At 65.5% G+C, this 23,539-nt stretch carries 27 protein-coding genes and 1 pseudogene; 16 read left to right on the top strand and 12 right to left on the bottom strand.

Annotation, left to right across the window (positions count from 1 at the left end):
* Window positions 1-1,540, top strand: a 1,540-nt coding sequence (locus QOJ24_RS26010; RefSeq protein ID WP_526266375.1) for a CaiB/BaiF CoA transferase family protein, incomplete at its 5' end; no start/stop codon positions are given.
* Window positions 1,541-1,544: 4 nt separating this feature from the next.
* On the opposite strand, the gene QOJ24_RS26005 is transcribed toward QOJ24_RS26010, so the two are convergent.
* On the bottom strand, window positions 1,545-2,228 hold the full coding sequence (locus QOJ24_RS26005; protein WP_526266373.1) for a TetR/AcrR family transcriptional regulator: 684 nt from the start codon (window positions 2,226-2,228) through the stop codon (window positions 1,545-1,547).
* Window positions 2,229-2,370: 142 nt separating this feature from the next.
* On the opposite strand from QOJ24_RS26005, the gene QOJ24_RS26000 reads away from it, so the two are divergent.
* From QOJ24_RS26000 to QOJ24_RS25980, 5 genes are read left to right on the top strand one after another with little or no spacing between them, the layout of a single operon-like run.
* Window positions 2,371-3,507 (top strand): amidohydrolase family protein, encoded by a 1,137-nt coding sequence (locus QOJ24_RS26000; protein WP_526266371.1) that lies wholly within the window; start codon window positions 2,371-2,373, stop codon window positions 3,505-3,507.
* A 5-nt stretch (window positions 3,508-3,512) separates the two neighbouring features.
* A complete protein-coding gene (locus tag QOJ24_RS25995; protein WP_526266369.1) occupies window positions 3,513-4,712 on the top strand; it encodes a thiolase family protein in 1,200 nt (399 codons plus the stop codon).
* A complete protein-coding gene (locus QOJ24_RS25990) occupies window positions 4,709-5,155 on the top strand; it encodes a Zn-ribbon domain-containing OB-fold protein (protein ID WP_526266367.1) in 447 nt (148 codons plus the stop codon). Before QOJ24_RS25995 ends, QOJ24_RS25990 begins: the two co-directional genes overlap by 4 nt.
* 11 nt (window positions 5,156-5,166) lie before the next feature.
* Complete coding sequence (locus tag QOJ24_RS25985) at window positions 5,167-5,376, top strand: hypothetical protein (RefSeq protein WP_526266365.1); 210 nt, start codon at window positions 5,167-5,169, stop codon at window positions 5,374-5,376.
* Between the two features lie 18 nt (window positions 5,377-5,394).
* The gene (locus tag QOJ24_RS25980) at window positions 5,395-6,237 is read left to right on the top strand and encodes an NAD(P)-dependent oxidoreductase (protein ID WP_526266364.1); all 843 of its coding nucleotides are present in this window, start codon (window positions 5,395-5,397) and stop codon (window positions 6,235-6,237) included.
* A 30-nt stretch (window positions 6,238-6,267) separates the two neighbouring features.
* Here the strand turns inward: QOJ24_RS25980 and QOJ24_RS25975 are convergent, their stop codons facing one another.
* Window positions 6,268-7,350 carry a phosphotransferase family protein gene (locus tag QOJ24_RS25975; RefSeq protein ID WP_526266363.1) on the bottom strand — a complete coding sequence of 361 codons (1,083 nt, stop codon included), beginning with the start codon at window positions 7,348-7,350 and terminating at the stop codon, window positions 6,268-6,270.
* Between the two features lie 43 nt (window positions 7,351-7,393).
* Here QOJ24_RS25975 and QOJ24_RS25970 point away from each other — a divergent pair, with 43 nt between their 5' ends.
* The 4 genes from QOJ24_RS25970 to QOJ24_RS25955 all read left to right on the top strand — a co-directional run bounded on the left by QOJ24_RS25970 (window position 7,394) and on the right by QOJ24_RS25955 (window position 10,070).
* The gene (locus tag QOJ24_RS25970) at window positions 7,394-8,461 is read left to right on the top strand and encodes a TIGR03857 family LLM class F420-dependent oxidoreductase (protein WP_526266361.1); all 1,068 of its coding nucleotides are present in this window, start codon (window positions 7,394-7,396) and stop codon (window positions 8,459-8,461) included.
* A gap of 24 nt (window positions 8,462-8,485) precedes the next feature.
* Window positions 8,486-9,205, top strand: coding sequence for a hypothetical protein (locus QOJ24_RS25965; protein ID WP_526266360.1), 720 nt, complete (start codon window positions 8,486-8,488; stop codon window positions 9,203-9,205).
* Window positions 9,206-9,288: 83 nt separating this feature from the next.
* Window positions 9,289-9,792, top strand: coding sequence for a cytochrome c oxidase subunit 3 (locus tag QOJ24_RS25960; protein WP_526266379.1), 504 nt, complete (start codon window positions 9,289-9,291; stop codon window positions 9,790-9,792).
* 26 nt (window positions 9,793-9,818) lie between these two features.
* On the top strand, window positions 9,819-10,070 hold the full coding sequence (locus QOJ24_RS25955; protein WP_526266358.1) for a cytochrome C oxidase subunit IV family protein: 252 nt from the start codon (window positions 9,819-9,821) through the stop codon (window positions 10,068-10,070).
* A 2-nt stretch (window positions 10,071-10,072) separates the two neighbouring features.
* On the opposite strand, the gene QOJ24_RS25950 is transcribed toward QOJ24_RS25955, so the two are convergent.
* The 5 genes from QOJ24_RS25950 to QOJ24_RS25930 are packed head-to-tail and all read right to left on the bottom strand — an operon-like array spanning window position 10,073 to window position 14,083.
* Window positions 10,073-10,654 (bottom strand): nuclear transport factor 2 family protein, encoded by a 582-nt coding sequence (locus tag QOJ24_RS25950; RefSeq protein ID WP_526266356.1) that lies wholly within the window; start codon window positions 10,652-10,654, stop codon window positions 10,073-10,075.
* A 6-nt stretch (window positions 10,655-10,660) separates the two neighbouring features.
* On the bottom strand, window positions 10,661-11,584 hold the full coding sequence (locus QOJ24_RS25945) for an SDR family NAD(P)-dependent oxidoreductase (RefSeq protein WP_526266354.1): 924 nt from the start codon (window positions 11,582-11,584) through the stop codon (window positions 10,661-10,663).
* Window positions 11,581-12,015 (bottom strand): Zn-ribbon domain-containing OB-fold protein, encoded by a 435-nt coding sequence (locus QOJ24_RS25940; RefSeq protein ID WP_526266352.1) that lies wholly within the window; start codon window positions 12,013-12,015, stop codon window positions 11,581-11,583. The genes QOJ24_RS25945 and QOJ24_RS25940 overlap by 4 nt, the downstream gene beginning before the upstream one ends.
* Entirely contained in the window at window positions 12,009-12,812 is an 804-nt protein-coding gene (locus tag QOJ24_RS25935; protein ID WP_526266350.1) for an enoyl-CoA hydratase/isomerase family protein, read from the bottom strand. The genes QOJ24_RS25940 and QOJ24_RS25935 overlap by 7 nt, the downstream gene beginning before the upstream one ends.
* Window positions 12,809-14,083: a cytochrome P450 gene (locus tag QOJ24_RS25930; protein WP_526266349.1), complete on the bottom strand. Its 1,275-nt coding sequence runs from the start codon at window positions 14,081-14,083 to the stop codon at window positions 12,809-12,811. Before QOJ24_RS25930 ends, QOJ24_RS25935 begins: the two co-directional genes overlap by 4 nt.
* Window positions 14,084-14,225: 142 nt before the next feature.
* Between QOJ24_RS25930 and QOJ24_RS25925 the strand changes: the two genes are divergently transcribed.
* Complete coding sequence (locus tag QOJ24_RS25925; protein WP_526266347.1) at window positions 14,226-15,308, top strand: Gfo/Idh/MocA family protein; 1,083 nt, start codon at window positions 14,226-14,228, stop codon at window positions 15,306-15,308.
* A 49-nt stretch (window positions 15,309-15,357) separates the two neighbouring features.
* Window positions 15,358-15,861, top strand: coding sequence for a cupin domain-containing protein (locus QOJ24_RS25920; protein ID WP_526266345.1), 504 nt, complete (start codon window positions 15,358-15,360; stop codon window positions 15,859-15,861).
* Between the two features lie 62 nt (window positions 15,862-15,923).
* On the opposite strand, the gene QOJ24_RS25915 is transcribed toward QOJ24_RS25920, so the two are convergent.
* Together QOJ24_RS25915 and QOJ24_RS25910 are read right to left on the bottom strand one after the other, a co-directional pair.
* Window positions 15,924-17,057, bottom strand: a complete 1,134-nt coding sequence (locus QOJ24_RS25915; RefSeq protein WP_526266377.1) for a Zn-dependent alcohol dehydrogenase — start codon at window positions 17,055-17,057, stop codon at window positions 15,924-15,926.
* A 25-nt stretch (window positions 17,058-17,082) separates the two neighbouring features.
* On the bottom strand, window positions 17,083-18,546 hold the full coding sequence (locus QOJ24_RS25910; RefSeq protein ID WP_526266344.1) for an aldehyde dehydrogenase: 1,464 nt from the start codon (window positions 18,544-18,546) through the stop codon (window positions 17,083-17,085).
* A gap of 78 nt (window positions 18,547-18,624) precedes the next feature.
* Here QOJ24_RS25910 and QOJ24_RS25905 point away from each other — a divergent pair, with 78 nt between their 5' ends.
* The 3 genes from QOJ24_RS25905 to QOJ24_RS25895 are packed head-to-tail and all read left to right on the top strand — an operon-like array spanning window position 18,625 to window position 20,867.
* Window positions 18,625-19,062, top strand: coding sequence for an FAS1-like dehydratase domain-containing protein (locus QOJ24_RS25905; RefSeq protein ID WP_526266342.1), 438 nt, complete (start codon window positions 18,625-18,627; stop codon window positions 19,060-19,062).
* A complete protein-coding gene (locus QOJ24_RS25900) occupies window positions 19,059-19,514 on the top strand; it encodes a MaoC/PaaZ C-terminal domain-containing protein (RefSeq protein ID WP_526266340.1) in 456 nt (151 codons plus the stop codon). Before QOJ24_RS25905 ends, QOJ24_RS25900 begins: the two co-directional genes overlap by 4 nt.
* 12 nt (window positions 19,515-19,526) lie before the next feature.
* Complete coding sequence (locus QOJ24_RS25895; protein WP_526266338.1) at window positions 19,527-20,867, top strand: TetR/AcrR family transcriptional regulator; 1,341 nt, start codon at window positions 19,527-19,529, stop codon at window positions 20,865-20,867.
* A gap of 35 nt (window positions 20,868-20,902) precedes the next feature.
* Here QOJ24_RS25895 and QOJ24_RS25890 read toward each other — a convergent pair whose 3' ends face one another.
* Complete coding sequence (locus tag QOJ24_RS25890; protein ID WP_526266337.1) at window positions 20,903-21,769, bottom strand: 3-carboxyethylcatechol 2,3-dioxygenase; 867 nt, start codon at window positions 21,767-21,769, stop codon at window positions 20,903-20,905.
* Window positions 21,770-21,893: 124 nt separating this feature from the next.
* Between QOJ24_RS25890 and QOJ24_RS25885 the strand changes: the two genes are divergently transcribed.
* A complete protein-coding gene (locus QOJ24_RS25885; protein WP_526266336.1) occupies window positions 21,894-23,159 on the top strand; it encodes an alpha/beta hydrolase in 1,266 nt (421 codons plus the stop codon).
* Window position 23,160: 1 nt separating this feature from the next.
* Here the strand turns inward: QOJ24_RS25885 and QOJ24_RS25880 are convergent, their stop codons facing one another.
* Together QOJ24_RS25880 and QOJ24_RS25875 are read right to left on the bottom strand one after the other, a co-directional pair.
* The gene (locus tag QOJ24_RS25880; RefSeq protein WP_526266334.1) at window positions 23,161-23,355 is read right to left on the bottom strand and encodes a ferredoxin; all 195 of its coding nucleotides are present in this window, start codon (window positions 23,353-23,355) and stop codon (window positions 23,161-23,163) included.
* Window positions 23,352-23,539, bottom strand: a pseudogene (locus QOJ24_RS25875) (cytochrome P450); the annotation flags it as partial. The pseudogene QOJ24_RS25875 and the gene QOJ24_RS25880, both read right to left, overlap by 4 nt.

The raw sequence follows: 23,539 nt of genomic DNA, 5'->3' as shown, positions 1-23,539 counted from the left end.
GGGGGCCCGCACCCTCGCCGAGTGGCAGCAGGCCATGGAGGAGAACCTCGATCTCAGCGGCGAGCTGTTCCGGACTCCGGAGGATTCGCTGAACCACCCCCAAACCGCCCACGAGGGACGGTCCGTCACTGTGACCGACCCCCAGCTCGGCCCGGTGCGGCAGCCGTCGACCCTCATTCACGCCGAGGGCAAGCCGCTGACGAAGCTGCGACCAGCCCCACGGCTCGGTGAGCACAACGATGCCCTGATCGTCGCGGATTCGCTTGACTCCATGACCACTCCCGATGGCGTCGCGCCCGCCGACCCGCCACTGAAGGACGTGACGGTGCTCGAGTTCGGCAGCATGTTCGCGGGCCCGTACGGCGCGACGCTCTTGGCCGACCTTGGGGCCCGCGTCATCAAGGTCGAGCCGCTCGAAGGGGACAACATCAGAAACCTGGTCGCGTTCCCGGAGGCCGGCGGCGGAAAGGTGCTGCAAGGCAAGGAAAGCGTCGCCATCGACTTCACGAAGCCCGAGGGGCTTGATCTGGTTCACGAGCTCGCACGACGAGCCGACATCGTGCTCCAGTGCTTCCGCGGGAAGGCGGCCGAGCGGGCGAAGATCGACGAGGCGTCGCTGCGCGCGGTCAATCCCGATCTGGCCTTCGTGACGACGTCGGGCTACGGGCTCGACGGCCCGTTCGCACACCGCGCGGCCTACGCCCCGTCCGTCGGGGCGGCGTCCGGCCTCGCGCTGATCGACAGCCATGATTCGGGCGATCCGCCCGCCGACCTGGACGACCTTCACCGGAGGGCGGTTCAACTGCACGCCGGTGGAACCGTCCCCGCCGTGCAGTCCGACGGCATCGCCGCGCACGGCGTCGCTTCAGCGCTGCTGGTCGCGTTGTACGCCAAGCGGCGGGGCCGGACGCTCACACGATTGGTCACCACCATGCTCGGCACCGTTCAGCAGGCGATGATTCCCTACAACGCCAGCTACGCGTCGCGGCCGGCGAACCAGGCCGCCGACGACCAGTTCTTCGGGATGAATGCGCTGTACCGGATGTACTGCGCGGCCGACGGCTACGTCTTCCTCGCCGCGCCGCTGCCGCGTGAATGGCCCGCACTGGCCAAGGCCATGTCGCCGTATGTCGACCTGGACGCCGACGAGCGCTTCGCCGACGCCGACGCCCGCGCCGCGCACGACGACGATCTGATCGCTGCGCTGACACCCGTGTTCGCCACCAAAACCACGTTGGAATGGGAGCGCGAATTGACCGCGCAGGACGTCGGATGCGTCGAGGTTGTGGAGGCCAATTCCGAATTGGTGCTTCAGACGGACCCGTACTTCGAGGCCGGCTACGCAGTCGAGGCGGTCAGCCCCATCTTCGACAGGCATCGACGGCTCGCCCCGTTGTGCCGATTCTCGAGGTCGCGGACGAGGGCCGAGGCGGGCTGCACGATCGGTCAGCACACCGATGCCGTGCTACGAGAGCTCGGACTCGACGACGATGCCATCGCCGATATGCGGAAGAAGGCTGTGATCGGCGGCCCCAGCTGACCGGTCAGGAGTCGTCGGCAGCGATCAATGCTCGAGTCTCGTACGACACCGGTGCGGTCAACATGCCTACCCACGTGTCCACGTAGTTGTGTAGCTGCGCCTCGCTCAGTCCGTGGCCGGAGCGGGCGGACGCAGCCAGCACGTTGATCAAGCTGATATACAGCTGGAACGTCCGACCGCGCCGGATGCGCTCGGGCAGGTCCTGCAGCGCGGCGTCGACGAGTTCCTCCAACTGTTCCTGCGTCCATTCGTCGTCGACATGATCTGGCCAGTAGTGGGTGCGCGCCCGCGGATCCTCGCTCAGCCGGGCAAGGAACGGCACAAACATTTCACCTCCGGCGATGCTGTTGGCCAACGGCCGCACCAGCAGCCACACCACTGCGCGCGGGTCTGCTTCCTTGCCCTGCTCGCGCATCGTCGCGAGCATCGCCCGTCGATCGGCTGCGAGTGACGCCTGGCGGTAGGAGACAAGCGCACGGATGAGTCCGTCGCGGGATCCGAAGTAGTACCTGATCACCGACGTGTTGGACTGCCCTGCGGCCTGCTGGATCTCGCGCAGCGTCACCGCCTCGATGCCACGGGTGGCGAACAGCCGTTCGGCAACCTCCATAAGCATCACCCGGGTGGATTCACCCGAAGCGTTACGACGCCGCGCGGCGGCGAAGGTGTCCGCACCCCGTTCGGTCATTGCACTCTCCGCCTGTCCGCCACAGTTCTACCGGTGGGAACGCCCACTCACAGCATAATAATGCAGAAGCATTAAAAATCCTGGACTTCGGTGTCCCAGGCTGGCATCATCAGGAGCAGCGACTCGGAGCCACGGAGGACCAATGAGCATGATCTGGACGAACTCGGGAGACTCCCACTTTCTGGAGCCCGACGACCTGTGGCAGTCACGGTTGCCCAAGCGACTCGCCGAGCTGACCCCGCGCGCGGAGAAGGATCCCGACGGGGAGTACGAGACCGTCTCCGTCGACGGGCAGATCTTCCGGCGCAAGTTGCCATCGTCGGCGATGGCAGCCTTCATCGAGGAGAGCATGAAGCCGCAGGGCATCCGCGACGCGAAGGCTCGACTCGGCGACCTGGACAAAGAGGGCGTTTGGGGCGAGGTGATCTTCCCCTCGCTGGGCATGTGGGGATCGACCTTCCGCACTCCAGAACTGCTAAAGGCGTGCATGCGCGCCAGCAACGAATGGGCGCTCGAGGAGATCTGTGCAGTGTCGCCGCGTTACGTGGTGACCGCGCAGGTGTCGACCCTGGTCGTCGACGACGCGATCGAGGAGCTGCACTGGGCTGCGGGACAGGGCTTCAAGGCGGTCTTCCTGCCGACCACCCCCCACCCGAGTGCGCCCGACTGGCACCGCAAGGAGTGGGAGCCGTTCTGGGCGGCCGCCGAGGAGGCCGGCATCGTGATCGCGTTCCACATCGGCACCGACCCAGTCGACATGACCGTCGGCGGCGCGTCGGGTGGCGCAGGGCAGGTGTACCGCGGACCGGGCGGCGCGATCATGAACTACACGGAGACGACGTTCTCCGGTCAGCGCGCGGCCATGAAGATGGTCGCCTCCGGTGCGCTCGACCGCCATCCCGACCTCAAGGTGCTGATCTCCGAGGGCGGGGCGACGTGGGTGCCGTTCCTGGGCGACCGCCTGCTCGAGGGTTACCGCCAGCACCATATGGCCGTGCGCCCCAAGCTCAGCCGCAGCCCCAAGGAGATTCTCTATCACCAGGTGTACGCGTCGTTCCAGCACGACGAGACCGCTGTCGCCGCGTTCGACCACATGGGCTACAAGAACGTCATGTTCGGCAGCGACTACCCGCACATGGAGGGCACCTTCGGGCACACACAGGACACCCTCAAGGGATTGTTCGACGGGGTGAGCGACGAGACCAGGTTGCGCATCACCCAGGGCACGTTCTACGAGTTGTTCCCGGACGTGCCGCCGATCCCGGCCGAGAAGTTCTAACGCGCGTGCCGAATACATCGGGGTTGCGCGACGTCGCCATCGTCGGCGTCGGCGCCACCGACTACTACAAGCGCGGCGGTTCGCTGCCGAAGTCGATCACCGAGCTGGCCGGGGAAGCCATCCTCGCCGCGTGCGAGGACGCCGGCATCCCCGTCACCGACATCGACGGCTTCGCCTACTACTCTGGTGCCAGCGCGGGCTACACCGAGAAGATGGACACCGCTGACTTCGTTGAGACGCTTGGTATTCCAGAGATTCGGTTCACCGCGGCGCTGACGTCCGGCGGAGGCGGGTCGGCTGGCGCGGTCGGGCTGGCGCGTGCCGCAATCGTTGCGGGCGACGCCTCTGTGGTCGTCACGGTGATGGCGTTGCAGCAAGCAAAGCAGCGACTGGGGTCGGTGTTCTCGGCAATGGACCCAGATCCGATCAACTCTTTTCTGCAGCCGTCGGGCCTGTCCGGGCCGGGCCAGCTGATGTCGGTTCTGGCCCGCCGTCACATGCACTTGTACGGCACCCGCCGTGAAGCGTTCGCCGAAGTAGCGCTGTCGACGCGGACCAACGCGTTGAACCGCCCCAAGGCCATGCACCGCCAGCCGCTGACGCTGGACGACTACTTCAACGCCCGGATGATCGCAGAACCGTTGTGTCTGTATGACTTCTGCCAGGAAACCGACGGCGCCGTCGCGGTGATCACCACCAGCATGGATCGAGCCAGGGATCTCAAGCACCCGCCGGTACCCGTGGTCGCCGCGGCGCACGGCGGCGTCCGCGACTGGGGCAGGGCGTTCGCGTGGATGGGCATGCCCGACGAATACTTCGCCTCCTCGGGCAACGCACCCATCGCCAAGCGACTCTACGAGCAGGCGGGCATTGGCGCAGCGGACATCGACGTGGCGCTGCTGTACGACCACTTCTCGCCGATGGTGCTGATGCAACTCGAGGACTACGGGTTCTGTGGGAAGGGAGAGGGTGGCGCCTTCGTCGAAAGCGGGGCCATCCGTTTCGACGGCGGCAGCATCCCGGTCAACACCCACGGAGGGCAACTGTCGGAGGCCTACATCATCGGAATGACTCACATCGTCGAGGGCGTCGAGCAAATGCGTGGTACCGCCATCAATCAAGTGAAGGACGCCGAATTGGCCTTGGTCACAGGTGGTCCCGCGAGCCTGCCTGTCAGCGGTCTCATCTTGGGGCGGACAGCATGAGCGCCTCCACGACGGTGCTGGCCACGACCATCCCCGGTGAACACGTCCGGATAGCGGTCAACAAGGACACCGAGCCCTTCTGGCAGGCCGCCAAGGAGCGTCGCCTCGTCGCACCGCAGTGCGCGGACTGCCAGACGTTCCGCCTGCCGCCAACACCGTTCTGTCCCAACTGCCAGTCAAAGGCTGTGAAGTGGGTCGAACTCGGCGGTGCGGCAACGGTGTACAGCTTCGCGGTCGTGCACGGATTCCCTGGCATGCCCGACCTCGTGCTGGTGCCCGCGGTGCTCGACCTGCCCGACGCGCCGGGGGCGCGACTGGTATCCAACGTCGTGGACGTCGCACCCGCCGAGGTTTCCATTGGGATGTCGCTGCGCGTGGACTTCACGCCCATCGCCGACGGTTGGCTGCTCCCGATCTTCCGCGTCGATCAAACATCTGTGTAAGGAGTGACGCCGTGTCCGACGACAGTGCGCTGCACGAGAAGCCGCTGGAATTCCTCACCAGCATCGCCAATACAGGTGGAGACTGCGACGGTCAGGCAATACTGCCCGTCAATGGTCACTTCCGTTGCACGTGCTCGTGCGGCGAGTGGGACGTGGACGTCGACGATCCGCAGGAAGGCCTACGCCAGGCCCGCATTCACACCAACAGCGCGACCGACTAACAGCTGAGGAGCTCGAACATGTCCGGCATCGTCGGATTTCTCGGCGCGGGACAACTCGGGGAACCGATGGTCGAGCGCTTGCTCGGGGCCGGCCACGATGTGCTGGTCTATGCCCGGCGAAAGGACGCCCGCCGCCGATTGCAGGACAAAGGCGCGGTGTTGGCCGATTCTGTGGCCAACTTGGCACGGGCCAGCGATGTTCTCATCTCATGCCTGTTCTCCGATGCGCAGCTACGTGAGACCGGGCTCGGGCCGAACGGTTTCATCGCCAATGCGAAGCCCGGTTCGGTGTTCGTGTCCCACACCACCGGTACGGTGACGACCCTCGAGGAAATGCGGGACCATTCTTCCTCTGGCACAGTCGTTCTCGATGCGCCCGTCAGCGGTACCCGGGACGACATCGAAGCGGGCACTTTGACCGTGCTGGTCGGCGGACCGGGCGACGCCGTCGCAACCGTGACACCGATTTTGACCGCTTACGCCGATCCCGTTGTGGCGACAGGCGCACTGGGCAGTGCTTTGGCGCTCAAGCTCATCAACAATGTGCTGTTCGCCGCGAACGCTCAACTGTTGGCTTCCGCTACCGAGTTGGGCGCGCAGCTGGGTGTCGCGCCGGACGTCCTGTTGTCCACCCTGCAGGTCTGCAGCGCGGGAAGTCATGCGGCGGCACACGCTCATCGCATCGGCGGGATGCAACGGTTCACCGAACTCGCCGGACCGTTCTTGCGCAAGGACGTCGCGGCCTGCCGTGATGCCGCCGGCGAGGCGGGGGTCGATCTCGGATTGTTGGGGTCCGTCATTCGCGACGGTCCGCTCGCGCTCGACGACATCGACTCGGCGGCTGGAGAGACGCCGCAATGACGTGTCGATTCGAACCCTGACACGTTGCGGTCAGAGCAGTTCGAGGTACTGCTCGACCAGCGCGACCGACGTCCGCGGATAGCTCATAGCCGTCGTGGTGTCCAACCCGTCGCGCACCAGCAGCCGGACGAGCCGATTGTTGATCAACGACAGCACGAACGCCGCCACCAGTTGGTAATAGGCGATGTCGCCGGTCAACGTGCCGCCGAATTCCAGGTAGCGCCTGACGAATTCGTCGTCGTCGGGGATACCGGGCAAGCGGGTGAACCCCAGCGCCTCGCACAGAAAGCGCTCGAACATCAGCCACCAGCCGACGTCGATGTCCGGCGGCCCGGTGCAGGCCGTCTCCCAGTCGAACAGCGCGACGACTGACAGGTCGTCACCGAAACACATATTCCCGACGCGTGCGTCGCCCCAGACCACCGTCTCGGCGTCGGTGGCCGGCGCGGAGCCTTGGATCACCTGCAGCGCCCGAGCGAGTGTGTTCTTGCCCACCACCAGATCGGGCCGGCACCAGTCGTACCAGCGTTCGAGCTTGTCGAGATAGCGCTGCATCGCCGTGCGGCTCGGGTCGCCGTCCGAAACGAACCGCATCACGTCGGTGCCGCCGAGGCGGTGCACGTCAACCAGTGCGCGTAAGCCGTTGTCGCACAATTGTCCTCGCTCATCTGAGGAGAGGTCGACCGTCCAGCCGCGTTTGTGCCAGCTCGGCACGTCCGACGGCGTTCGGCCCCGCACTCGTCGCATCACGTAGAACTCCGACCCGAGAATCTTGGGGTCGCGTTCGATGCCGACGATTTCCGGAACGCGGATTCCGTGTGCGCCGAGTCGTCGCATCACCTCAGCCTGCCGCGGGGCGTCGGGCACGGTGAACAGCTGGTGATCGTCGGCCTGTGTGCGCAAGACGAGCTCTTCTGCGTGCTGCGTGCCTGCCCCGTCGGTCCAGGTGGCGGTGAAGAACACCGTCTTGCCCGAGTAACCGGCCGGTGGCGCGGTGAACTCGGAGATCTCGAACGTCGTCGCCCGCGCGGGTGTCACCTTGGGGGGCAGCCAGGTGTGCAGCACCTGACCGACCCGGTCGCCGATGTCGCCGCGCGCCGATGTGTACGGCATCAGCATCCTTTCAAAACCTGAACACTACTGTCAGAATAGCCGCATGGAGGACCATCGGCGCAGCGGTGTCGACCTCGGCGCCTACGTGCTTCCCGGACGCGTCGTCGATCCCGGCGCCGTGATCGGCCAGGCGCAGGCGGCGGAGCAATTCGGCCTGCGCACGGTGTGGCTCAGCGAGCGATGGGGTACCAAGGACCTCGGAGTGATCGCGGGCGCAGTCAGCCAGGTCACCTCGAATGTCCAAATCGCCTCGGGTATCACGCATCTGCAGTCGCGTCATCCCGCACTGCTGGCATCGCTGGCGATGACGGCTCAGGCGCTCTCCGGCGGGCGGTTCATGCTGGGCGTGGGACGGTCGGTCGACGCCATGTGGGCGGCAGTGGGGCTCCCGCGATCCACCAACGCCTCGATCGTCGACCATGTCGACATCTTCCGCCGACTGTGTCGTGGTGAGAAGGTGCGCTACGACGGGCCGGCGGGCAGATATCCGTCGCTGCGGCTCAATGACGTCCCCGACCAGTCGGTGCCCCCTCTGGTTTTCGCGGCGATCGGCCCCAAGGGCCTCGCGTTGGCGGCCCGACACTTCGACGGTGTACTGCTACATCCGTTCCTCACGCCCGCCGCGGTCCGGCGATCAGTGGAGCGCGTGCGCGACGCTGAACGCGCGGCGGGCCGGCCGGCGGGCGGCGTGCGCGTATATGCCACCGTCGTAGTGGCGTGCGAGCTTCCCGCAGAGGATGAGTTGGCCGTGGTTGGGGCGCGGGCGGTGACCTACTACCAGATTCCCGGCTTCGGAGAGAGGCTGGCCGCGGTCAACGGGTGGGACCCTGAACCGTTGACGCAGTTGCGATCCCATTCGTTGCTCGTCGGAATCCGGGGCGCGGCGGACTCCGTGCTCACCCGTGACGAACTCGCCGAAGTGGCGTCGGCGTTGCCCGTGTCGTGGACCGCAGAGTCCGCGGCGATCGGACCGGCGCGGTCCTGTCACGAGGTGTTCGAACGGTACCGCGAGGCGGGCGCCGACGAATTGGTGCTGCACGGCAGCACACCCGACAAACTCGGCGCGCTGTTCCCCCCGCCCGCTCAAATGGATGAATCAGTTAAACATTGAGCGGATTAGTCCTACGATCCGAGAATGGATCTCAAACTTCAGCGCATCGCCGCGTGGGGCGGCATCGCCATGCTCGCCATGTTCTTCCTCTTCTTCATGCTGATCGCAGGGCTGATTCCGCCGCTGTCGCCGACTGCCAGCGCCCAGAGCATCGCCGATTTCCTCGTCACCAACAAGCTGCGGGTGCGGGTAGGCCTCGCCTTCAGCATGCTTGCCGCTTGCGTGGCACTACCGTGGCTGGCCACGATCTGTGTGCGGGTGCGTCGCGCCGAGGGCAAATGGGGGGTGCTCTCGGTGACCCAGATCTTCGCCGGGGTCATCTTCGTGCCAGGCTTCCTCTTCCCGATGATGGTGTTGGCAGCCGCAGCCTTCCGTCCGGAGGAACGGGATCCGCAGATTACCCAGGCGCTCAGCGACGTGTTCTGGCTGATGTTCATCGGCATCGTCGGAACGCTGGTGGTCCAAGCCCTCGTGCTCACCACGGCGTCGTTCATCGACCACACCCAACCGGGGACGTTTCCGCGTTGGTTCGGCTACTTGAACGCCTGGTATGCGCTCCTCGCGCTCCCAGGCGGGGCGGTCGTGATCTTCAACGACGGGCCGCTGGCCTGGAACGGCGTGTTCGCCTTCTGGATTCCGTTGGTGGCGTTCTCCGTCTGGATGGTCGCGGTGACTGTGGTTCTGCTCAAGTCGATCAAGGCGGAGCAGCAGGCGGCAGAGTTGTTGACCGTCGCGGCGTCGTGACGCTGAGCGCGCGCGCGTCCGTTGAGGCGCCGGTGAGACGGGTCCCCGGTGAAACCGGCACGTGGGTCTTCCTGTTCGGCGACATGTTGGTTTTCGGAGTTTTCTTCGTGACCTTCATGGTCGAGCGGGACAAGGCGCCCGACGTCTTCGACGTCGCGCGCAGGACGCTGCACCTCGGGATTGGGCTCACCAATACGCTGCTGCTGCTGACGAGTTCACTGTTCGTCGTCGTCGCGCTCGGAGCGCTACGGTCCGGCGAGCGCCCCACGGCGCGCTCGGCCGTTGTGGGGGCAATGGGCTGCGGCGCAGCGTTCGCTGCGCTCAAAGTGTACGAGTACAGCTCCCTGGTGTCCGGCGGACACGGCGTGGGAGCGAACCACTTCTATCTCTACTACTTCATCCTCACCGGCGTGCACCTGTTTCATGTCTGCGTTGGCATTGCGGTGCTGACCTTCCTGCTGAATCAGACCCGGCGCCCCCAACTCGGCGAGACCCGAATGGCGGTCGTCGAGGGTGGGGCATGTTTCTGGCATCTCGTCGACCTGCTGTGGGTCGTGCTGTTCCCGTTGCTGTACCTGGTGGCCTGATGCCTGCTCTTTCTCCTCTCGCCTGCGTGAACAAGCGTGCGGGATTGTCGTGGCTGATACTCATCGTGGCGACCGTGGTGTCCTACGCGCTCGGTGCCGACCACGGCACGGGATCGGTGATGGTGGTTGCCGTGCTGGCGATTGCGGCGGTCAAGGTCCGGCTCATCGGGCTGGACTTCATGGAACTGCGGACTGCGCCAATACCGTTGCGCGTGGTGTTCGAGGGGTATTGCCTCGGGCTGTGGACTGTGCTGTCCGGGCTCTACCTGTTCGGTTGACCTCAGTGCGAACGGACGCCGAAGTCGATGTCGTGAATACCGGAGAACGGCGTGAAGCCCTCCCTGCCAAGCCATGACGGGTCGGCTCGATGTCCGGGTCCCGGACGTGCCCAGTCCACCCACGGTCCCCAGTCCTCGCGCCGCAGTCTCTGTTGCAACGTCTGCGGGTGTTCGTTGGCGGCCGCAGCGTAGCGCTTCGCGAACTGCTTCATCTCGGCGAGCACCCAGACATCCTCCTCGGAGCGCCACTTCCCCTCACCGGCGTAGGAGATGAACTGGTAGGACGGGAAGTCGATGGGCGGTGCGCCGGGTTGCGGATTGTCGGCGCGGTTGAACACCTTGTAGGCGACCCGCGTCCCATCGACGACGTACCAGACCAGTGGGCTGTAGACCTGGGGTGCGGCGCCCATCGTTCCCTCGAGGAATTTGGTGATTTCCTCGGGACCGGTGAACGTGCCGTAGAAGTGGTCGAAGTAGGTCGCGTCGTCGGTGAACAGATGCGCCCACGCGTCCCAGTCCTCGAGCACCGGACCAGTCATGAAGTAGCGCCGGAATTCCCGCTCGACTTCCTTGACGTCTGCCATCGTAGGTCAGCCTCCCAGCCGTAGCCCGGCATTGCGGGTGCCGAACACGTCTGTCGCCATGATCGCGCCGAGTTTCTCTGCGTCCCAGCGTTTCTGGCCGTTGGACACCGATGCGACCGGATGCCAGCCTTTGAGCAGCTGCAGATGCTCGCCCATGGCGCGGATAACCTGGCCGCTGACGTGGCCGGCTTCCGGGCTGGCCAGCCATGCCACCACCGGTGAGCCCAGCGACGGATCCTTGGGATCGAACTCGTCCTCGGGGCGTTCGTCGGGTTCGATGGCCGCGGCCGCCCCCGGCATGGATGCCGACATCCGGGTGCGGCCGCCCGGACTGATCGCGTTCACTGTGGCACCGATCGACGCCAACTCCAGGCTCAGGGTCTGAGTCAGTCCCACGATCGCAGCCTTGGCGGCGCTGTAGTTCGTCTGCCCGAAGTGGCCGTGCAGACCCGCTCCGGAGGTGGTGTTGATGATGCGGCCGTAGACCTTTCCGCCGGACTCCTTGGATTCCGCACGCCATTTGCGGGCAACTGCGCGGCTGGTGAGCCAACTGCCTCGGACGTGCACCCGCATCACCAGGTCGAAGTCGTCGACGGTCATGTTCCAGATGGCCTTGTCGCGGACGATGCCTGCGTTGTTCACAACGATATCCAGCCTGCCCAGCTGCGAATAGGCACGCTCGACGGCGAGTTCGACCTGCTCCTCGTCCCCGACGTCGCTGAAGTCGGAAAGCGCTTTCCCGCCGCGGCTTTCGATGATCGCCACCACCTCGTCGGCCACCTTGCCGGTGCCCTCGCCGGACAGGCTGGTGCCCAGGTCGTTGATGATCACGGTGGCGCCGTGCTTGGCCAGTTCGAGCGCGTGGCCGCGGCCGATGCCGTGGCCAGCTCCGGTGACCAGGGCAACCCTGCCATCGAGTAGGCCGGTCATGAACTCTCCTCGCTAGGGGTGAAGACGGTCAGGTAGGGGCTTTCGGGATCGGTGTCATCGACGGGACGGAATGTGGCTGTCACCGTCATTCCGATCCGAAGCCCGTCGGGCTCCACGCCTTCGATCGTCGTCATCAGCCGCGGCCCCTCGTCGAGTTCGACGATCGCCGCAACGTAAGGAAGGCGCTCCTTGAACGGCGCAAGATCATTGACGTGAACCGTCGAAAACGTATAGAGGGTCCCGCTTCCGCTGGCCTGCACCGGCCGCACGTCCTCGCTCCAGCAGTGCGGACAGAACGGCCGCGGATAATGGTGCACCCGCCCGCACGACTCGCATTTGGCGATCAGCAGGCGGCCTTCGCGCGCCGCGTTCCAGTACGGCGCGCTCGCCGCGTCGATCGTCGGAATGTCCGCGCGCGCCACCGTCACCACCCGGTGAACTCGGTCGGGCGCTTCTCCATGAAGGCCGCCACGCCCTCTTTGGAGTCGTGCGCGTAGGACTGGATCTCCTGGGCCATCGCCTCGGCGACGAATGCGCCGGATCGATCGGTGTCGGGGGAGTCGTTGAGCAGCCGCTTGGTGAACGCGATCGCCGACGTCGGCGCCTCCGCCAGCCGACCGGCGAGGTCGGCGACCGCAGCGTCGAGCTCGTCGGGACTCACCACCCGATTCACCAGGCCCAGGGCCAATGCCTCTGCAGCCGAGAGCCTTTCACCGAAGAAGGCCATTTCCTTTGCCTTCTGCATGCCGATGCGGCGGGGTAGGAGATAGCAGCCGCCGCCGTCCACCACGAGGCCACGCTTGACGAAAGACTCGGCGAAGTAGGCGTTTTCGGTAGCGATGACCAGGTCGGAGGCGTAGACGACGTGCGCTCCGAGCCCTGTCGCTGCGCCGTGCACCGCGGCAATCACGGGTTTGTTGCAGTCGAGGACGCTGGCGACCAGCTTCTGTGCGCCGTTCATGATTCGGCGGGTCGGATCCAGCACTCGCTTCTGACCTTGGGTACGTCGATCGGCCAGCGCGCCGACGTCGGCGCCGGAGCAGAAGTACTTGCCGTTGGCGCGCAGGACAACCACGCGCACCTTCTCGTCGGCATCGGCTGCGGCCAACAACGCGATGACCGCGTCGCGGTCGTCGGGCCGGACTGCATTGGCAACTTCCGGTCGGTTCAGGGTGATCGTCATGACGCCGTCGGCGACGTCGGACAGGACTGCTGCCTGTGTAGTCATGGTGTGTAGGTGGCCTCGAGGTGTTTGATGCCGTTGACGAAGTTCGATCTCAGCATGACGGGTTCGCCCGTCGCCGCGATGTCCGGGTAGCGCGCATAGAGCATCTGGATGGCCACGTTGAGCTCGAGGCGAGCCAGATGGGCGCCCAGGCAGTAGTGCGGGCCGGGGCCGCCGAAAGCGATGTGGTTGTTGGGTTTCCGGGCGATATCGAAGGTCTCGGGATCCTTGAACACCGCTGGGTCGCGGTTCGCGGCGGGATACCAGAGCACCACCTTCTCGCCCGCGTTGAAGGTGTGGGTGACCTCCCCGTGCGCGTTTGTCAGCGTGACGCCGTCTCGTGTCACGGTTCGGCGCATGTGGATCACCGGGCTCGCGAAGCGGAGTATTTCCTCGACCGCGGTCGGCGCCAATTCTTCGTAGTTTTCCAGCAAACGGTCACGCTGGTCGGGGTGGGCGCTGAGGATCAGCAGCCCATGGCTGAGCGCGTTGCGGGTGGTCTCGTTGCCCGCACCGATCAGCAGTATGAAGAATTTCGCCAGTTCCCGCGGGGTCAGATTCTCCTCGTCGGAGTTGACGAGCTTGCTGATCACGTCATCGCGGGGCGTGGCGATGCGATCCTCTGCGATTCCCTTGAGCAGGTCGATGAGTTGTTCGCTGGTTGCGGTCACCGCTGCTTCGATGCCCGCGACGGTCTGGTCGGGGACATACTCGGGATCCGAGGCGCCCAGGACGACGTTGGTGGCGCGCAGGATGAATTGCTCGTGCTCACGCGGCACCCCAAGCATGTTGTCGATGATGCGCAGCGGCAGCAGGGTGGCGAACGCGGAGACGAAGTCGCAGACGCCGGAACGCGGCATCTCATCGAGGATTTCTGCGGTGGTCTCCGCCACCAGTCCGCGGAGTTCGGACAAAATGCGCGGGGTGAAACCGCGCGAGACGATCTTGCGCAACCGCATGTGCTCGGGATCGTCCATGTCGATGATGGATCCGCGGTACTCGCGCATCTCCGCGGTCTGGTCGAAGATCTGGGTGCCCTGCCCGGAGCTGAATTCCTCGGGGCGGCGGCTGATGTCTGTGACGTCGCGGTGTGTGCCGACCGCCCAGAAGCCGCGAACGCGCGGTGACCCCGGTCGGCTGGTGCGGACGAAGACTGGCCCGCCAGCGGCGCGAAGGCGGCGGTAGAGCTCCGTCCGGTCGGCCGGGTGTTCCTGCCACCATTGCAGGTCGATCAGGGGTGCGAACTGCTGCTCGTCTAGGTCGATCGCGCTCACGACTCTCGATTCTGGCACTTATGTCACTTTTAGGCAATGCCGGGTTACAGGCCGCTATTCTTCATTGTGGGGGCATTGCACTCTTGAACTTGACACCTATCTAACATTAGTGTCACCAAATGTCGTCAACCGAGGAGGGCACATGACGTTGCGGGTCGGCATCATCGGGGTCGGCTGGGGTGCGCACGTGCAAGTGCCCGGTTTCCGGGCGGCCAAGGGCTTTGAGCCCGTCGCGCTCTGTGCGCGCACACCCGAACGGCTCGAGCGGACGGCCACCAAGCTCGGCATCGAACAGACGTCCACCGACTGGCAATCGTTCGTGACCCGTGACGACCTCGACGTCATCTCCGTCGCGACGCCAACCGTCCTTCATCGCGACATGACGTTGGCTGCGCTGGCGGCCGGTAAGCCGGTGTTGTGCGAGAAGCCGCTCGCCGGTGATCTGGACGCGGCACGTGAGATGGTGCGCGCGGCCACCGAAGCGAATGTGCCCACCGCGTGCTGTTTCGAGAACCGGTGGAATCCGGACTGGTTGGCCGTTGCCGACCGGGTCCGTTCCGGCTTCCTTGGCACGCAGTACGTGGCCCGAGTGAGCCGCAGCGCGTCGTATTGGCATCCGAGCCGTTCGCTGCAGGCTCACTGGATGTACGACCGCGAGCAGGGCGGTGGATATCTGGCGGGCATGCTGGTGCACGACCTCGACTTCCTGTGCAGCCTGCTCGGTCGCCCTGTGTCGGTGTGCGCGGAGGTCCGCACCAGCGAGCCCGTCCGCGAACTGCCCGACGGTGGGACCCTGAACGTCACGGCAGACGACACCGCGGCGCTGCTGATGCGGATGGAGTCCGGGGTGACCGTCATCCTCAGCCTCTCGGTAATGGGAGCCCATGCCGATCACTACCGCCTCGAGCTTTTCGGTTCTGACGGATCGATCATCGGCGAGGGCGACTTGCGGTCTGCGGCCTATCGTTTGGGCGCCGCCACTGACGATGGGTTGAGCCCGCTGACGGTCGACGAACGCGAACCTGCGCACCCCGAGCGGTTGCCCGGCGGGCTCGCGGGACATGCGAGCAGGGCGATGGCGCTGATGCTGCAGGACTGGTTGCCGGCATTCGATGGGGCTCCGACCACGGCAGCGACCTTCTCCGACGGTCTGCTGTCACTCGCGGTGATCGACGCCGCACACCGCTCCGCCGAGGGTGGCGGTTGGGAGACCGTCCAGCCGTGAAACGTGCAGTGAGGCAGTCGATGTACCCGCGAGTGAAGGGACGTGCCCGGTGAGGGGTGGGCCGTCGATCAAGCATCTCGATGACGTGCCGGCCGAGGAGATGCTGCGCTATGAGTTCGCCGATGGCCGTACGGCGTCGATATGGGAGAAGTGGATCGAGCTGTCGCCGCGATACTTCGCTTTCTGGAACAAGTGGGATCCGGGCGCCATCTCCTCTCAGCACGGCCATACCGGCGATCACAGCAATTTCATCCTGGCCGGTGAAATCCGTTGCGGTGACGTCGTCGCACGCGCAGGCACGCACATCATGCTCGAGTGGGGTGACGTGTTCGGACCTTGGGAGGCGGGTCCGGAGGGCTGTGAACTTTACGGTTTCATCGCGGGCGAGGGCCAGCCGTTCAGTGGCGACACTGCCGCATATGAAGCCCTGCTCGAAGCTCGCGGTGCCCGCCCGGTGCCACTGCCCATGCCAAAACGTCTGCCGCCCTGGATACTCGCCAAACTCGGGGGCTCGTTCACGTCTTCGGTCACGCAGTGGGGGCCTACCACCTGACCGGCGTCGGTCGTGGCGCGACCGTGGCGCCGAAGTCGCCGCTCGCGGTGTAGAGCTCTGCGTCAGTCGAGTGACGTCTCGGCGGGCGGATAGAGCAGCACGCCACGGATGTTGGCACCCGCGTGCATGTCTGCGTAGCCCTCATTGACCTTCTCCAGCGGGTAAGTTCGGGTCACCATGGAATCGAGATCCACCTGGCCCGAGCTGTACAGCTCGAGAATCTTCGGTATGTCGGCGCGTGGGTTACCCGACCCGTAGAGCGTTCCGATTATCTGTTTCTCGGTCAGGGTGAGGTCCATCAGGTTAGCTCGGATCTCCCGTTCCAGCATCGGGTGGATGTTGGTGACGACCAACTTGCCCCGTTTGGCGGTCATCGCCAGAGCCTGGCCGACCAACTGGCCGTCGCCAACCCCCATCGCACAGATGAACTTGTCTGCGCCTCGATTCCAGGTGGCTTCGGCGACAACGTCTTTGGCTTCCTTCCAATCCGCCGCGGTGTGCGTTGCCCCCATCTTCATGGCTTCGTCGCGCTTGTACTCCGACGGATCGATGACGGTGATGGTGCGGGCTCCGGCGAGGCGCGCACCCTGGACCGCGGCGGCGCCGATGCCGCCGACGCCTGCCACCACCACGGTGTCCCCGGGTCGTACTTCGGCCGCATAGACAGACGAACCCCATCCGGTGATGAAGCCGCAGCCGAGCAAGCAGGCGAGGTCGAGCCGATAGTGCTCCGGGATCTTCACGCAGCTTGCCTCGTGCACCACGGTGTGGTGCGCGAACGAACCGACGCCGCAAGCCAACGCGAGGTCGCGATCCCCGATGTGGTGGCGGGAACTGCCATCGTGAATCTGCATGCCGGAGTAGATCTTTGCGCCGAGATCGCACAGGCTCTGATGGCCGGTCGAACACGACGGGCAGCGGCCGCACGACGGAATGAAGCTGAACACGACGTGGTCGCCGGGCGCCAGCCACGAAACGTGATCGCCGACGGCCTTCACCACCCCCGCACCCTCGTGGCCGCCGATGCACGGCAGCGCGATGGGCATATCGCCGGTGACGAGATGGTCGTCGGAGTGGCACATGCCCGAGGCGTGCAGTTCTACCAGAACCTCGGTCGCCTTCGGCGCGTCGAGGTCGACGGTTTCGATCGTCCACGGTGTGTTGCGTTCCCACAGAACTGCTGCCTGCGTCTGCATGCTCATGCGCTCGTCCCTTCCGGCCTCACCGGATGATGGCCTGATGTTCGATGAAGCCGGCAATGCCTTCTGGGCCGCCCTCGCGGCCGATGCCGGATTGCTTGAAGCCGCCGAACGGGCTGCCGAAGTCCAGTACGGCGGTCGAGTTCACGGCCACGGTACCCACCTGCAGCTGTGCAGCGACCGCCGCTGCGCGCTCCTCGTCGGCTGACCACACCGCCCCGACCAGGCCGTAGCGGGAGTCGTTGGCGATGCGCACCGCGTCGGCCGCGTCGTCGGTGCCCTGGTCGTCGTAGGCGATGACGACCGCGACCGGACCGAAGACTTCCTCGCGCGCAATCTCCATGTCGTTGGTGGCTTCGACAAGGGCAGGGGTGATGAACCAACCCGGCCGTGCGGGTCGCTCGCCGCCGGTCAGCACCGTGGCGCCGTCGTCTCGCGCGCGCGACAGGAACCCCTCGACCCTGTCGCGCGCCGCCTCATTGATGACGGGACCGATATCGGTGGACCGATCGGCGGGATCGCCGACGGTCAGCGCAGCGACCGCGGTGCTCAGCGCGGCCACGAACTCGTCGTACCGGCTGCGGGGCAACAGGATCCGCGTCAATGCCGCGCAGAGCTGGCCGTTGTTGCCCATGACGCCACCGACCAGTCCGGGCACCGTATCGTCCAGCGACGCGTCGCCTAGCACGATGGCCGCCGACTTGCCGCCGAGTTCGGTGCTGCAGCGGCGGATGCGGGATCCGCACGACGCGGCGATCCGCGCCCCCACCGGCGTCGACCCGGTGAAGCTGACCTTGTCCACGCCGGGATGTTCGGTCAGGAGTTCACCCGTCGCGGCGCCGCCGTTGACGACATTGACCACACCATCGGGGATCCCGGCTTCTTCGATCGCCTCCGTCAGCACGCCGAATTCCAGTGGCGCATCAGGCGCGGGTTTGAGCACCGCCGTGCAGCCCGCGGCAAGTGCGGGGCCGAGCTTGAGGGCGGCGATGAACAACGGGGTGTTCCACGGCACGATCGCACCGACTACGCCCACAGGTACCTGGCGTACGTGCACGGTGCCTCCAGTCATCGAGGGACGCTCTACGGAGAACCTGTAGTCAGGAGTGAGGGCCGCGTAGGCGCGCAGCACACCGGTCGCGGTGATGACCTGTCCGAAGGTGCTCCACGATCGGGGGGATCCGATCTCGGCGGTCGCCAGATCGGCAAGTTCGCCCTTGCGGGCGGTCAGCGCGTCGGCCAGCCGACCCAGCGCGGCGCCGCGGTCGCGCGGGGAGACCCGCCCCCATACGGGCAGCGCGTCGCGCGCGGCCGCCACGGCGCTGTCCACCTCGTCGCGGCCGGCGACACCCACAGTGCCCAATAGATCGCCGGTGGTCGGTGACGTGACGGCGATTGTCTCGGAGTGTGTTCCGGTCACCCACTTGCCCGCTACGTAGCTTGCCGCCAACTCGACCATGAGCACCGATTCTGGCATTAATGTCATCTTTGGACAAGCAGCTCATATGTGCCGAAGTGGTCTCTGGGTTTCCCTGCTGGGATTTTTCTGACACTATTGGTCACTATGACTGCATCGCCGGACAGCGACACCGATCGGCGCGCGGGACAGCCATGGGAAGTCGTCGTGGAGCGGGGCAAGATCGCCGAGTTCGCCGAGGCGATGTTGTCCGACGAGCCCGCCTATCGTGGGCCGGCCGCGATCATCCCGCCGACGTTTCTGACAACCGCCGCCCGCTGGGCGCCCGCCGGGGTCCGGGTGAACGTGGGCTTTGACCGCAAGCGCCTCCTGCACGGAGAACAGGAGTACACCTTCCACGGCGACCTGCCCCGCGCAGGAGACGTCCTCACCGCGCACGAACGAATAGTCGATCGGTTCGAAAAGCCCGGCAAGCGCGGGGGCACCATGCGCTTCGCCACCGTGGTCACCGAATACCGCGATAGCGCAGGAATATTGGTTGCCGAGGCGAAGGCCACTTTGATCGAGAGGGCGGCAGAGCAGTGACGTCGACGACTGCCCTGCACGTCGGAGCAGCAGCACCGCCGCGCGAGTTCGGGCCGCTGACCCGGCAGATGTTTGTCCGCTACGCCGGGGCGTCCGGCGATATGAACCCTATGCACTACGACGACGAACTCGCGCGCTCGGCGGGCTATCCCTCGGTCTTCGCCCAGGGCATGTTCTCCGCAGCGCTGCTGGCGGGGTTCGCGACCGACTGGCTCGGCGCGGGCAACGTGCGTCGTTTCGGAGTCAGATTCCGCGAACAGGTCTGGCCGGGTGACGTCCTGACCTGCTCGGGAACCGTTACCGCGCTGTCCGAGGAGTCGGGCTTCGACCGGCTCACCGTCGAACTGACCGCTACTCGGCAGACGGGCGGCGCGGCAGTCAGCGGCACTGCGGAGTTCCTCGTCCCGCGAAATGCACCTGAGCGTGACGCGGGCAGCCCGGATCAGTCATAGGCTGAATAGACCATGTCCGAAGCGTCGATCGTCCGCCGCGCGAGTTACGGCCCGTCCAGCCCCGCGATCGGCGCCCGCGGCGCCAGCACGAGAAGCCGGATCACCGAGGTATCGCTTGAGCTGTTCGGTCGGCTCGGCTACTTCGACACGTCCGTCGACGCCATCTCGAAGGCGGCCGGTGTCTCGCGCGCGACGCTTTACCAGTACTTCCACGGCAAGGACGAGATCTTCCTTGAGCTGCTCAACGAGTGTGGCAGCGCGCTGTTCCGAGTGGCCCGACGGATCGGTCCGCTTGGGCCCGACGAGGTCGGCTTCGACAATCTGAACTGGTGGCTGGGCGAGTGGAGTTGGGTATTCGAGAAGTACTCCACCATGTTCGTTCAGTGGACGGCGATCGCGACGTCGGACACCAAGGTGCGCCCGCAGATCACGTCCTTCGTCCGCAGTTACAACCATCGCATCGCCGAGCGGCTGGCCGCATCAGGCGTGAGCGGACTCGATCCCGAGGTCGCCGCGATGACGATGACGGCGCTGGTGCACCGAATCAATCTGTTCGTGCACACCGATCGCGCCTATGGCCGAACTCCCAAGGCGACGGTGGACACGTTGTCGGTGTTCCTCCAGCTGGCGCTCTTCCCGAACACCCCGCCCTCGGTGCTGAACTCCTTGAATCTGCACGCGAGCACGGATCAGGCCGCGGATGTCGATGCGATCGAGGTGCCGCCTACGCCTGACATCAGCGGCTTGTCGATCACCGACCGCACCGCCAACCTGAGCAAACGGGCGATCAGCACGGTCACCGCGCTGGCCGACGCGGGGGCAGCCCAGTTTCGTGCGCGCGGATATCGCAGCACAAGCGTCGATGACGTCGTCGAGGCGGCCGACGTCGCACGCGGCACGTTCTACAAGTACTTCAGCGACAAACAGGATTTGCTCAGCGCTATCGGCGCCGAGATCTACGAGGCCGGACGGGCGTTCGCGGAACGGATCGCCCGTGTCGACCCGCTCGACGACGAGCCTGTCCTGCGGAGCTGGGTAGCCACGTATGTCGAGTTTTACGACCGTTACTCGGGCTGCATCGACGCGTGGGCCGAAGGGACCGCCGATGATTCCACAGTCGTCGCGATAGGGGAGAACGGCCAGGTCCTTATGGACATCGGCGCTGCCAAGATGCTGACGAGTCGACAGGGTCCTTACCCATTCGATCCGGTCGTGGCCGCGCTGATTCTGCGGGCCCTCGTAACGCGAGTGCCGCAGGCCGCTGAGGATCTTCCCGAGCCCATTGACCACGACGGCGTCCTTGATCTCTTGATCAGCTTCATCAAGCGCGGGTTCTTCGGTCACGCGCCCTAGCGCCGGTGCCAGCACAGAGACGACGTGGTTGCCAGCTAAACGAGACTCGCGGAGGTGGCGACAGCCATCCCTGTGATCCATTCCGGAACCGGCTCGTAGGCCAGAGGCCTGACCGGCCTGCCGCCGCCCGCTGCACCAGCAGCGACCCAGGTCCTGACCTCGTTGGCACCTGCGCCTGCCCGCGTGTGCGCGCAATCCACGAGTCGAATCAGCGCTGCCGCGTCCCAGGTCGAGATCGCCTGCAACACCTCGCCATCCCAGTCCGGACGAATCTTGCTGCGCGCATCAGCCATTCCGGCGCTGATGATCCGGGCACGCTCGTCGTCGTCAAGTTGGTAGGTGTCGACTTCCAGGCTTGGTGGTGAATGCGATAGTCCGCCGGTGCCGATCACCAGCACACGCTGATCGATCGAGTCGAGAAATCGCCCGACCGCCGCGCCGAAATCGGCGACTCGCCGACCGGTAGGTAGCGGGGCTGTCGCGCAATTCACCGCGACCGGAATGACAGGCTTGGCATCCAATGTCCCCAACAGATCCCGGATCGGCTGTGCGAAAGCATGATCCAGTTCAACGTCGCGACACACCGCAACGTCGAAGTCTTCGCTGAGCAAGTGCTCGCACAAACTGCGGGCCATGGCCGACGGGACGGTCAGGTCGCCGGCGGGATGAGGTCCCTCCGCGATGATCGAAGCGGACAGCGCCACGCCGAAGGTCGGCACCACATGACGAAAGGCGCGCCGGTGATCTCCGCCGAAAACGATCACGACGGCGGGATCGAAAGCGCGCACGTCATCGGCGGCCCGCGCGAGAGCCGAGCGGAACTCGAGCCCGAACGCCTTGTCGACGTCGCGTTCCTTGCCGGGGCTGTGGCTGGCGCACACCACCAGTCGATCCGCTGCCACGCGATCACCGCCTCCCGATAAGTGACACTAATGTTAGATCGGTCTCCCCGCCGAGGTCCAACCAGTGCCTCAAAACAGTTATATGGTTACATGCTTCTGGGGTCAGGCGAAGGCGGGTGACACGATGAAGCGACTGGCTGCGGCCGCTTGGTCCTTGCTCGGCGTTGCGGCCTCCGTCAACGGCTATCGGCCACTGGCGAAGAACGGCTATCCGTCCGTCGTGGCCTATGTCGTAGGCCTGTTGGTGACCGAGTTGCCGCTACAGACGATTGCCGTGCAGGCGACCGCCCTTGCGCTTGTTGCGCGCCGGCTGTCGCCGCGAGGCAGGCAGATAGCGGTTCTGACGTCGGCGGCGTCGTGGTTGGGTCTGGTTGGCCTCAACCAGATCGGCCATCGCGCAGACGATTCTTTGACAGCGGCACTGGACGCGGCTCTGGGCGCCGATCGCCGTTTCGACTCGAAAGGGCTGTGGCGAGCGCCCGAGCATCGCGCGGGAACTGCGAAACGGCCCGGCCTGGTTCGAATGATGCGCATTCACCGCGACTACGCACATGACGGGGACATCCCGTACGGCGATCACGGCCCGGCCAATCATCTGGACATTTGGCGCAGGCAAGATCTTGACAGGAATGGCCGCGCGCCGGTGCTGATTCAGGTTCCGGGTGGCGCCTGGGCGACGGGCAACAAACGCGGGCAGGCACATCCGCTGATGAGCCACCTCACGGAGCTTGGTTGGATTTGCGTGTCGATCAACTACCGGTTGAGCCCGAGAAGCACCTGGCCCGACCACATCGTCGACGTCAAGCGCGCGATTGCCTGGGTGAAAGAGCATGTGGCCGGTTACGGCGGCGACCCGGACTTTGTCGCCATCACCGGTGGATCGGCAGGTGGGCATCTGAGCGCGCTGGCCGCTCTGACGGCCAACGAAGCCACCCTTCAGCCGGGATTCGAGGACGTGGACACCGCCGTGCAGGCGGCCGTTCCGTTCTACGGCGTGTATGACTTCACCCGCAGCGACAGCGCACTGCACCCGATGATGGTGCCGTTTCTCGAGCGGTTGGTCGTCAAGCAATCGCGCGAAGATTTTCCGGCGGTGTATGCGGCTGCCTCACCGATCACGCATGCCGGTTCCGATGCTCCGCCGTTCTTCGTGCTGCACGGTCGCAACGACTCGTTCATACCTGTCGAGCAGGCACGGGCGTTCACACGCCGGTTGCGTGAGGTCAGCGTTGCGCCCGTCGTGTATGCCGAGCTACCGATGGCCCAACATTCCTTCGACATCTTCGGTTCGGCCCGTGCTGCGCACGCCGCAGTGGCCGTCGAACAGTTCCTCGCCGAGATCTATTCGAAAAGCGGTGTCCGACACCGGCTTCTCCGCGCAGGTCGCTGAGCTATCCGTCGACGGTGATCGCACCCTCGGGGCAGTTCGCGGCGCCGTTGCGTGCTTCGTCTGTGTGCGCGGGCGGCACTTCACCGTCTCCGACCACGTGGCCGTAACCCTCCTCATCGTCAGTAAAGACGCTGGGCGCCAAGGAGTAACACATGCCGTGTCCCATACATTTGCCGGAATCGATGGTTACCCTCACGTGGCACCACCGGCCTGGATGGTCAGATGGAGTGAATCAAGGCCAACTGTTCCGCGAGGCCAGTGCACCCGCGCTGTCGTGCCCGGCGTGATGTGATAGTCCGGAATTCGCTTGTGCCACTCCTCGTAGAGCACTTGCATCTCCATCCGCGCCAGGTGCGAGCCGAGGCAACGATGCACGCCCA

This window comes from Mycobacterium sp. (assembly GCF_032159775.1).
Classification (GTDB): domain Bacteria; phylum Actinomycetota; class Actinomycetes; order Mycobacteriales; family Mycobacteriaceae; genus Mycobacterium.
This window is presented reverse-complemented; position numbering and strand designations above follow the sequence as displayed.

Coding starts and splice junctions, on each gene's coding strand:
- QOJ24_RS26005 (WP_526266373.1), bottom strand. CDS start 2,228: ATGACCGAACGGGGTGCGGACACCTTCGCCGCCGCGCGGCGTCGTAAC.
- QOJ24_RS26000 (WP_526266371.1), top strand. CDS start 2,371: ATGAGCATGATCTGGACGAACTCGGGAGACTCCCACTTTCTGGAGCCC.
- QOJ24_RS25990 (WP_526266367.1), top strand. CDS start 4,709: ATGAGCGCCTCCACGACGGTGCTGGCCACGACCATCCCCGGTGAACAC.
- QOJ24_RS25980 (WP_526266364.1), top strand. CDS start 5,395: ATGTCCGGCATCGTCGGATTTCTCGGCGCGGGACAACTCGGGGAACCG.
- QOJ24_RS25975 (WP_526266363.1), bottom strand. CDS start 7,350: ATGCCGTACACATCGGCGCGCGGCGACATCGGCGACCGGGTCGGTCAG.
- QOJ24_RS25970 (WP_526266361.1), top strand. CDS start 7,394: ATGGAGGACCATCGGCGCAGCGGTGTCGACCTCGGCGCCTACGTGCTT.
- QOJ24_RS25965 (WP_526266360.1), top strand. CDS start 8,486: ATGGATCTCAAACTTCAGCGCATCGCCGCGTGGGGCGGCATCGCCATG.
- QOJ24_RS25960 (WP_526266379.1), top strand. CDS start 9,289: ATGTTGGTTTTCGGAGTTTTCTTCGTGACCTTCATGGTCGAGCGGGAC.
- QOJ24_RS25950 (WP_526266356.1), bottom strand. CDS start 10,654: ATGGCAGACGTCAAGGAAGTCGAGCGGGAATTCCGGCGCTACTTCATG.
- QOJ24_RS25945 (WP_526266354.1), bottom strand. CDS start 11,584: ATGACCGGCCTACTCGATGGCAGGGTTGCCCTGGTCACCGGAGCTGGC.
- QOJ24_RS25935 (WP_526266350.1), bottom strand. CDS start 12,812: ATGACTACACAGGCAGCAGTCCTGTCCGACGTCGCCGACGGCGTCATG.
- QOJ24_RS25925 (WP_526266347.1), top strand. CDS start 14,226: ATGACGTTGCGGGTCGGCATCATCGGGGTCGGCTGGGGTGCGCACGTG.
- QOJ24_RS25915 (WP_526266377.1), bottom strand. CDS start 17,057: ATGCAGACGCAGGCAGCAGTTCTGTGGGAACGCAACACACCGTGGACG.
- QOJ24_RS25910 (WP_526266344.1), bottom strand. CDS start 18,546: ATGACATTAATGCCAGAATCGGTGCTCATGGTCGAGTTGGCGGCAAGC.
- QOJ24_RS25905 (WP_526266342.1), top strand. CDS start 18,625: ATGACTGCATCGCCGGACAGCGACACCGATCGGCGCGCGGGACAGCCA.
- QOJ24_RS25895 (WP_526266338.1), top strand. CDS start 19,527: ATGTCCGAAGCGTCGATCGTCCGCCGCGCGAGTTACGGCCCGTCCAGC.
- QOJ24_RS25885 (WP_526266336.1), top strand. CDS start 21,894: ATGAAGCGACTGGCTGCGGCCGCTTGGTCCTTGCTCGGCGTTGCGGCC.